7 protein-coding genes are annotated in these 7,277 nt (G+C 70.2%); 2 read left to right on the top strand and 5 right to left on the bottom strand.

Annotated features, from left to right (window positions below):
• The coding region (locus DSY14_RS25895; RefSeq protein ID WP_211719231.1) for an HNH endonuclease family protein at nt 1–595 on the top strand (595 nt) is incomplete at its 5' end.
• Between the two features lie 79 nt (nt 596–674).
• On the opposite strand, the gene DSY14_RS25890 is transcribed toward DSY14_RS25895, so the two are convergent.
• Nucleotides 675–1,184: a GNAT family N-acetyltransferase gene (locus DSY14_RS25890; RefSeq protein ID WP_211719230.1), complete on the bottom strand. Its 510-nt coding sequence runs from the start codon at nt 1,182–1,184 to the stop codon at nt 675–677.
• A gap of 179 nt (nt 1,185–1,363) precedes the next feature.
• On the opposite strand from DSY14_RS25890, the gene DSY14_RS25885 reads away from it, so the two are divergent.
• The gene (locus DSY14_RS25885) at nt 1,364–1,666 is read left to right on the top strand and encodes a hypothetical protein (protein ID WP_211719229.1); all 303 of its coding nucleotides are present in this window, start codon (nt 1,364–1,366) and stop codon (nt 1,664–1,666) included.
• A 411-nt stretch (nt 1,667–2,077) separates the two neighbouring features.
• Here the strand turns inward: DSY14_RS25885 and idi are convergent, their stop codons facing one another.
• From idi to DSY14_RS25865, 4 genes are all read right to left on the bottom strand, one after another.
• Nucleotides 2,078–2,680, bottom strand: a complete 603-nt coding sequence (gene idi, locus DSY14_RS25880; RefSeq protein WP_211719228.1) for an isopentenyl-diphosphate Delta-isomerase — start codon at nt 2,678–2,680, stop codon at nt 2,078–2,080.
• Nucleotides 2,681–2,765: 85 nt separating this feature from the next.
• On the bottom strand, nt 2,766–3,626 hold the full coding sequence (locus DSY14_RS25875; protein WP_211719227.1) for a geranyl diphosphate 2-C-methyltransferase: 861 nt from the start codon (nt 3,624–3,626) through the stop codon (nt 2,766–2,768).
• A gap of 66 nt (nt 3,627–3,692) precedes the next feature.
• Entirely contained in the window at nt 3,693–4,991 is a 1,299-nt protein-coding gene (locus DSY14_RS25870) for a family 2 encapsulin nanocompartment cargo protein terpene cyclase (RefSeq protein WP_211719226.1), read from the bottom strand.
• A 31-nt stretch (nt 4,992–5,022) separates the two neighbouring features.
• The gene (locus DSY14_RS25865) at nt 5,023–6,426 is read right to left on the bottom strand and encodes a family 2B encapsulin nanocompartment shell protein (RefSeq protein ID WP_211719225.1); all 1,404 of its coding nucleotides are present in this window, start codon (nt 6,424–6,426) and stop codon (nt 5,023–5,025) included.
• Nucleotides 6,427–7,277 lie beyond the last annotated feature (851 nt).

Genomic DNA, 7,277 nt, shown 5'->3' with positions numbered 1-7,277 from the left:
GGCCGTCCTGGGGTGGGCCACCCCGGCACTGGCCCACCACACCCTGCCGCCCGGCATCCCCTCCACCTCCGCCGCCCAGTCCCAGCTCAACGGGCTGACCGTGCGAGCGAAGAACAACGGCTCGGGCTACGACCGCGCCCTCTTCCCCCACTGGGTGGTCGTCTCCAGCCCGTGTGACGCCCGTCAGCACGTCCTGCGCCGCGACGGTCACACCGTCCAGGTCGACGGTTCCTGCAGCCCCACCTCGGGGCGCTGGTCCAGCGAGTACGACGGCGTCTGGTTCGACAACGCGTCCTCCATCGACATCGACCACATGGTGCCGCTGGCCGAGGCCTGGCGTTCCGGCGCCAACACCTGGTCCTCGACCCGGCGCCGCGACTTCGCCAACGACGTCTCCTCGCCGCAGTTGTGGGCCGTGTCGGCCTCCACCAACCGCTCCAAGGGGGACCGCGACCCCTCCCAGTGGATGCCGCCGCGGACCGCGATCCACTGCGACTACGTCAAGGCGTGGGTCAACGTCAAACACCGCTACGGTCTCTCGGTCACCAGCGCCGAGAAGTCGTCGATCCAGAGCACCATCAACACCCGCTGCTGAGCGCGCGGCACGTGCGTCGGGGCGGCCCGGGATCGGTTCCCGGACCGCCCCGGCCCGTGGGCGGTCGCCCGTGCCAGACCTAGCGTCCTCCGGCGTCGCGCTCAGGGACCTCCAACGGCAGCTGATAGGTCAACAGGTCCAGCCCGGGTACCGGACTCCAATCGCGTTCGGGGGTGCGCACGAACCCCATCGTCGTGTAGAGGCGCTGCGCCGCACGCATCTCGGGGCGGGTCGACAGCACCAGCCTGCGCGCGCCCCACTCCAGGGCCCTCGCGGTGAGCGCCTTCATCAGCGCCCGACCCACGCCCCTGCCCTGGTGTCCGGGGGCGACGGCGAAGGCCCGCACCTCGACGTCGTCCGGTCCCGCGGCCACTTCGCTCCGGGCACCGGGCCGGATCAGCATCACCGTGCCGATGAGCGCTCCGTCCTCCTCGACGACCAGGACGTCGCCGGTACCGTCGACCCCCAGCGCACGCAGGGTGGACTCGTAGGCGGGGTTGATCTCCAGGAGCCGTTGGGCGTGGTAGGCCTCGGCGCGGAGGTCCGCCACGGCGGCCTTCTCCTCGGGACGGGCGTCGCGCACGATCATGAGGGCAGTGAAGCAGACCGGCCCTCCCGAAGGGATGGCGACCCCGTCCCGCCCGCGACGCGGACCGGCGCGGGGAGGGGGCCTCGGCGCGGTCCGGCGTCCGATGCACCGGCACCGGCACCGGCACCGGCACCGGCAAGGGGATTCCGTCCGGCCCGGCGGCCGGGCATCATGGGGCGATGCGACGCTGCGATTTCTGCGAACTCCCCCTCGACGCCGGCTGCGCCTGCGCGCTCGGCGACGGCCGACGTCACACGGACGCACCCACGGTGCACGAGATCCACATCCACACCAGTGGCAAGGCCCATCGACCCGGCTGCCGGCATCACCACCCGAGCGCTGTGCGGCCTCCGACCTGGGGCTGGGTGACCGACGCCGGCCCCGAGGCCTGGCTCCGCATCGGTGAGAGCGCACCGCTTCGGGCCACCGGAGGCAACACCGATCGTGTCGCCACCCGTCGCTGTCGGGACTGCGACGCCTGAACCGGACCGCGGCGCTCCACGGGACCCCATCGCTTCACGGCGATCGCCCACCCTCACGTCGGGCGGTGCGGGACCGCAGACCCACGCTCCCGGGGGTCCCCTCCGACAGGAGTGGCATCGTGCACCCGACCGTCACACGCCTCGCACGGCACTGATCGACGAGGGCCGGCCGAGACCGCCGGGCACCGGAGGCTCCGAGACGTCGATCCGCACACCGGTACCGGGCCCCGCGTGCACCGCGATGTCCTCGCGGGCGACCGGGCCGGACCGGCCCCGCTCCGGGACCATGTCCCGGGCGGGGCCGCCCGACCCGTCCCCGACGCACCGACGTCAGCGTCGGCGCCGCGCCGGGGCGCCCCTCCAGGGGGCGACCGGATCACTCCGCACGGCGCCGTCCACACCGTGCCGAGGTCACCAGCCGTCGCGGACCGAGATCCCCCGCAGGGCGGGGCGGACCGCGTCGAACACCGTCGCGAACCACACCGAGAACGCGCCGTCGCGACGGGCACGCTCCAGCCCGTCGGGGGTCAGGTACGTGGTCTCGGCGACCTCCTCCGGGTCGAGGCGGAGCTCGTTCCGGACCAGGCCCACGAACAGGTGGTTGTACTCGCGTTCCACCAGGCCGGAGTCGGGGTCGGGGTGGTGGTAGGAGACCGTTCCGGCCTCACGCATGAGCGACGGGGACACCCCCAGTTCCTCCCCCACGCGCCGCGACGCGGCGGCGAAGGGCTGCTCGCCCGGGTACGGATGCCCACAGCAGGTGTTGGACCACACCCCGGGCGAGTGGTACTTGGACCAGGCCCGGCGTTGGACCAGGAGCCGTCCCTCGGTGTCCAGGAGGAAGACGGAGAAGGCCCGGTGTAGTCGGCCGGGGGCACGGTGGGCGGCGAGCTTCTCGGCGGTGCCGGTGGTCCTCCCCTCCTCGTCCACCAGTTCCAGCATGATCGGGTCTCGCGCACCGTGGGGTTCTCGGGCCTCGGTGGCGCGCGTTCCGGTGACGGGATCGACGGTCATGGGCACCCTTCCTGTTCGGGGACGAGCGGCGCGAGGGGGGTGCCCGCCGCCACGGCGGCGGGCACCCCGGGTGGCCTCCGGAGGGTCAGATCCGGTCGGCGGCGATGAGCAGGTAGTGGAAGCTGCCTTCCTTGTAGGCGGTGAGGAAGGGGTCCTCGACGCCGGTGGCGACCGAGGACTGCGCCCGCAGCTCCCAGTAAGGGATGGTCGCGGCGGTGAGGTCGACGACGTTGATCGGGACGAGGTTGTTGGCGGTCATCGCCTTGAAGTACTCGCTCCGGGAGTGGATGTTGCACGTGTAGTGCTCGTCGATCCGGCTGACCGCCTTGGAACGGCCACCGGTCACGTCGTTGTAGCAGCCGGTGATGGTCACGTACCGGCCACCGTACTCCAGGAGGCGGGCGTGCTCACGGAACAGGTCGTGCAGGTCCACGTACATCGTGGACTCGTTGTTCCAGGAGGCCCGCAGCGAGCCGGTGTCGAACCCGGTGTCGAGCATGTTCCGGAAGTGGAAACGGACCTTGTCGTCCACGCCCCGTTCCCGGGCCTGGGCGTTGGCGAAGGCGACCTGCTGCTCGGAGATGGTGACGCCGTCCACGTGGCAGCCGAACCGGGCGTTGGCCATGAAACCGGTGCCGCCGCGGCCCGAGCCGGTGTCCTGGATCCGGTCGTCGGGGCCGATCGGACCGAGGTGGTCCAGGAGCACGTCCGCCTGGGCGGTCTCCAGGCGGTGCATCTCCTCGATGATGCGCTGTTCCCTGGTCTCCTCGGGACCCTCCAGGACGGACGGGTCGTAGTCGCCGATCCCGTAGTGGTGGTGGAACAGTCCGTCGACCTCACCGAGGCGGATGTTCACCGGGTCCTTCTCGGCGTTCCAGTAGTCGGCGACGGACTTCTGGTAGGCGGTGCGCAGGACCTGGCCGTGAGAGGGCATGGTCGTGGTCATGGTGTGTGCTCCTTGCGGTGGTGTCCGGGGCCGCCCGCGTCGGGGCGCCCCGGGGATGAGAGGGGGTCAGTCGGTGACGCCGTGGTAACGGGCGGTCCGGGCGTGCCACTCACGGCTTCCCCCGAGCCAGGCCCACACCCCGGCGAGGAAACGCCGCAGTTCCGGTGATCCGGTCAGGGCGAGGGCGGCCGCCTCGGCCTCGTAGGTGTGCATGATCTCGTCGTGGAGGAGGACGCTGCGTTCGACGGCCTCGCGGGACGAACAGCCCTCCTCGGTCTCGATCAACCGGGGCAGGCTGAAGTCGGAGGGGTCCTCCTTGCCCATGGAGTACAGGTCGTTCACGATGACGCTGGCCGATCCGGCCAGGGTGAACACGCGACGCACCCGGGGGTCGGAGAATTCCGCCTGCGAGAGCTCGTAGCCGGCCAGCGTGTCGATGAGCACCATGCACGGCACGAAGCTGTTCTCGTGTCGGTGCATGAGGAACTCCCACACCGGTGGTCTGTGGCCGGACGTGGCCCAGACCGCCTCCTGGTTGTAGGCGACGAACATGATCGCCAGCTCGTGGCGCAAACGGCGTGCCTGGGCATGGGAGGCGTACCCGCCGAGGTTGCGCAGGGCGTCCCGCAGGGCGACCATGACCGGGTCCGCCCGCACGACCTCCTCCAGCCGCGGCGCGTAGGCCACCGGCAGGTGCGCCTGGTCGATCACCGAGTGGGCGATGGCCAGCCGTTGGCCGAGGAGTTCCGGGCGCGCCTCCTCCGCCTCACCGTCCACGTAGTGGTCGTCCACCGACCATTCGGACAGGGCGCACTTGGCCGCCGCCAGGAGTCGGTCGGGGTCGTCGGTCTCCGGGTGGGCCAACATGATCAGGCGCCCGAACCCGGCCGAGCGGACCCGGTCGAGCTGGCCCGGGTAGATCCCGACCTCGGCGGCCCACTCCACGAGCCGGTCGTCGACCTCCTCGCCCAGGGCGGGGTCGTCGCGTACGGCCGGAGGGCAGTAGAGCACGGGGACCGACGTGTCGTCGGACCCTGCGCCGGCCGATGCCGCACCCGGTCCCGCCGGTGCGACGGGGATCCGTGGCAAGACCCGGGCGCGCGGGCCTGCCTCGGAACGGTCGGGGGCACCGACCCGTGCGGGGGTGGTGGCCCGCGCGGGCAACAGGACCCGTGCGGCCGAGGTGCCGAGCCCGGTGGGGCCGCCCAGGGCCCCCGGCCGGGATGTGCTCGGAACCGCGGCGCGGGGCGCCCCCGCCAACAGGTCCGGGTTCCCCGGACGTTGCGGGTCACGGAGCAGTGCGGCGACCAGCTCCGCCGTCTCGTGTCCGGCTCCACTGGCGGACATCCGGGACATCAGTGACACTCAGACCTCCTTCCCTGACGGCGCGACCGTCTCAGGCACGCGGTCGGACCTCGACGTTCTCCAGCACGCCCAGCGCGTCCGGGACGAGTACGGCGGCAGAGAAGTAGGTGCTCACCAGGTACGAGATGATCGCCTTGTCGTCGATCCCCATGAACCGCGCGTTGAGGCCCGGCTCGACCTCGTCGGGCAGACCGGTCTGGTGCAGACCGATGACACCCTCGTTGTCCTCGCCGGTCCGGACCGCGATGATCGAGGAGGTCTGGTGCTCGGTGATCGGGATCTTGCCGCAGGGAAGTATCGGGACCCCGCGCCACGCCGGCAGATGGTGCCCGCCGATCTCGACGGTGCCGATGTTCAGCCCGAGCTTGTTGCACTCCTTGCCGAACGCCGCGATGGCCCGGGGGTGGGCGAACATGAACCGGGTGTTGCGCCGCATGCTCACCAGGTCGTCGAGGTCGTCCGGCGTGGGCGGCCCGGAGTGGGTCTGGATGCGCTGCTTGAAGTCCGCGTTGTGCAGGAGGCCGAACTCACGGTTGTTGACGAGCTCGTACTCCTGGCGCTCGCGCAGGGCCTCGATGGTCAGGCGCAGCTGCTGCTCCGTCTGGTTCATCGGCTTGTTGTAGAGGTCGGCGACCCGGGAGTGGACCCGCAGAACGGTCTGGGCCACACTCAGCTCGTACTCGCGCGGCTTGAGCTCGTAGTCGACGAAGGTGCCGGGGAGTTCGATCTCACCGGAGTGCCCGGAGGAGAGGGCGATCTCGGCCTCCCCGTCCTTGTTCTGTCCCCGCTCGGGCAGGGACAGGAACGCCTGGACCTGGGCCTGGAGGCTGGGCGAGTCGTCCAGGAGCGCGATGAACTCGCGGCGCGGCAGTTCCAGCAGCGTGCCGGAGGTCGCGGCCTTGACCGTGAACTCCCAGGTGGGTTCGGTGTCGAGGAGGTAGCGCTCACCGAACTTGTCACCGTCGGCCAGGACACCGAGACGGTTGGTCTCGCCGTAGGCGCCGTTGCTGGTCTTGTGCACCCGACCGTGCGCCAGCAGGTACAGGTGGTCGGCCGGGGTCCCCTCCTGGGCCAGGACCTGCCCGGGCTCGAACTCCCGTTGGACGAAGCGTCCGGCCAGCGCCTCCAGTACCTCGATGTCGTCGTAGCCGCGCAGCAACGACAACTCGCCCAGTTCGAGCGGGATCACCCGCACCTCGGAACCGGTCTGGTCGAAGTCGATCCGCCCGTCCCCGATCGTGTAGGACAGACGCCGGTTGACCCGGTAGGCACCGCCGTCGGTCTGCACCCACGGAAGGGACTTGAGCAGCCAGCGGGAACTCTTGCCCTGCATCTGCGGCGCGGACTTGGTGGTGGTGGCCAGGTTCCGCGCCGCGGCGGTCGCCAGGCTCCGTTGCTCGCCGGTTCGTACCTCGGGGGCTGAGTCGATCGACATCGGCTGACTGTCTCCTCGTGATGGTCGCGCGTCCGTGCCGCAGGCACGAACGGAGAAAGGGCTACCAAAAAGACGAAATACGTCCCGTTCCGGTCTTCGCCCGGGGCGGGAACCGTCGCCAACCTTAGGAGAAACGTGATCGAGAAAGGGGAGGAACTCCTGATACAGACACCGAAAGGCCGGCCCTCGCGACTCCGATACTCATAACGGAAATATGAGCCATGACTCGCACAAGCACCACATCGCAGGGGCCGACCAGGCGGGCGACACGACGCCGAGCAGGACGGACACGCCCCGCCGACTCTCCACGAACGCCATATCAACGCAAGAGACCCAGATGAACCAAGAAGCGCCACACAGGACAAACATGGACCGCGAGAGCGGAAAATCGGCAGGGAAACCGAGATCGATTCTCTTCCTTTCCGGACAACCCACAAGAGCGACATCGCAGTTCCAATCTGACATTTCAGAAGCGAAGCCCTTCGTGGGAGGCAGGACCGACCGACCCCACCCTTCCTCGCCGAGCACACGCCCTGACGAGCGACACCGGCACAAGGCACCAGAGGATCTCCATGGACCCCTCGCACCGAACATGGACCCCTCCACCGATCAGCCCGCCCTTCTCGGGATCGGCACACCGATCCGGGAGAAGGCCACCGGACCCCCGGAGCCCGAACGCAGGTGAGGCCGAGGCCGGACGAAGACCGCCCTGGCCTCGCATGGGCCGGAGCCCGAACCCGCCCGGCGTTCGAGGGCGGCCACCCCACAGCACGACGGCGACGCTCACCGAACCACGCACCGCGCGCGAGTACCGAGAGAGGAATTTTCGCCACACCTTTCTCTCTCCCCAC

Source organism: Nocardiopsis sp. MG754419, assembly GCF_018207095.1.
Taxonomy (GTDB): domain Bacteria; phylum Actinomycetota; class Actinomycetes; order Streptosporangiales; family Streptosporangiaceae; genus Nocardiopsis.
Note: the sequence above shows the minus strand (reverse complement) of the source record. Positions and strands in the feature narration are given on the sequence as shown.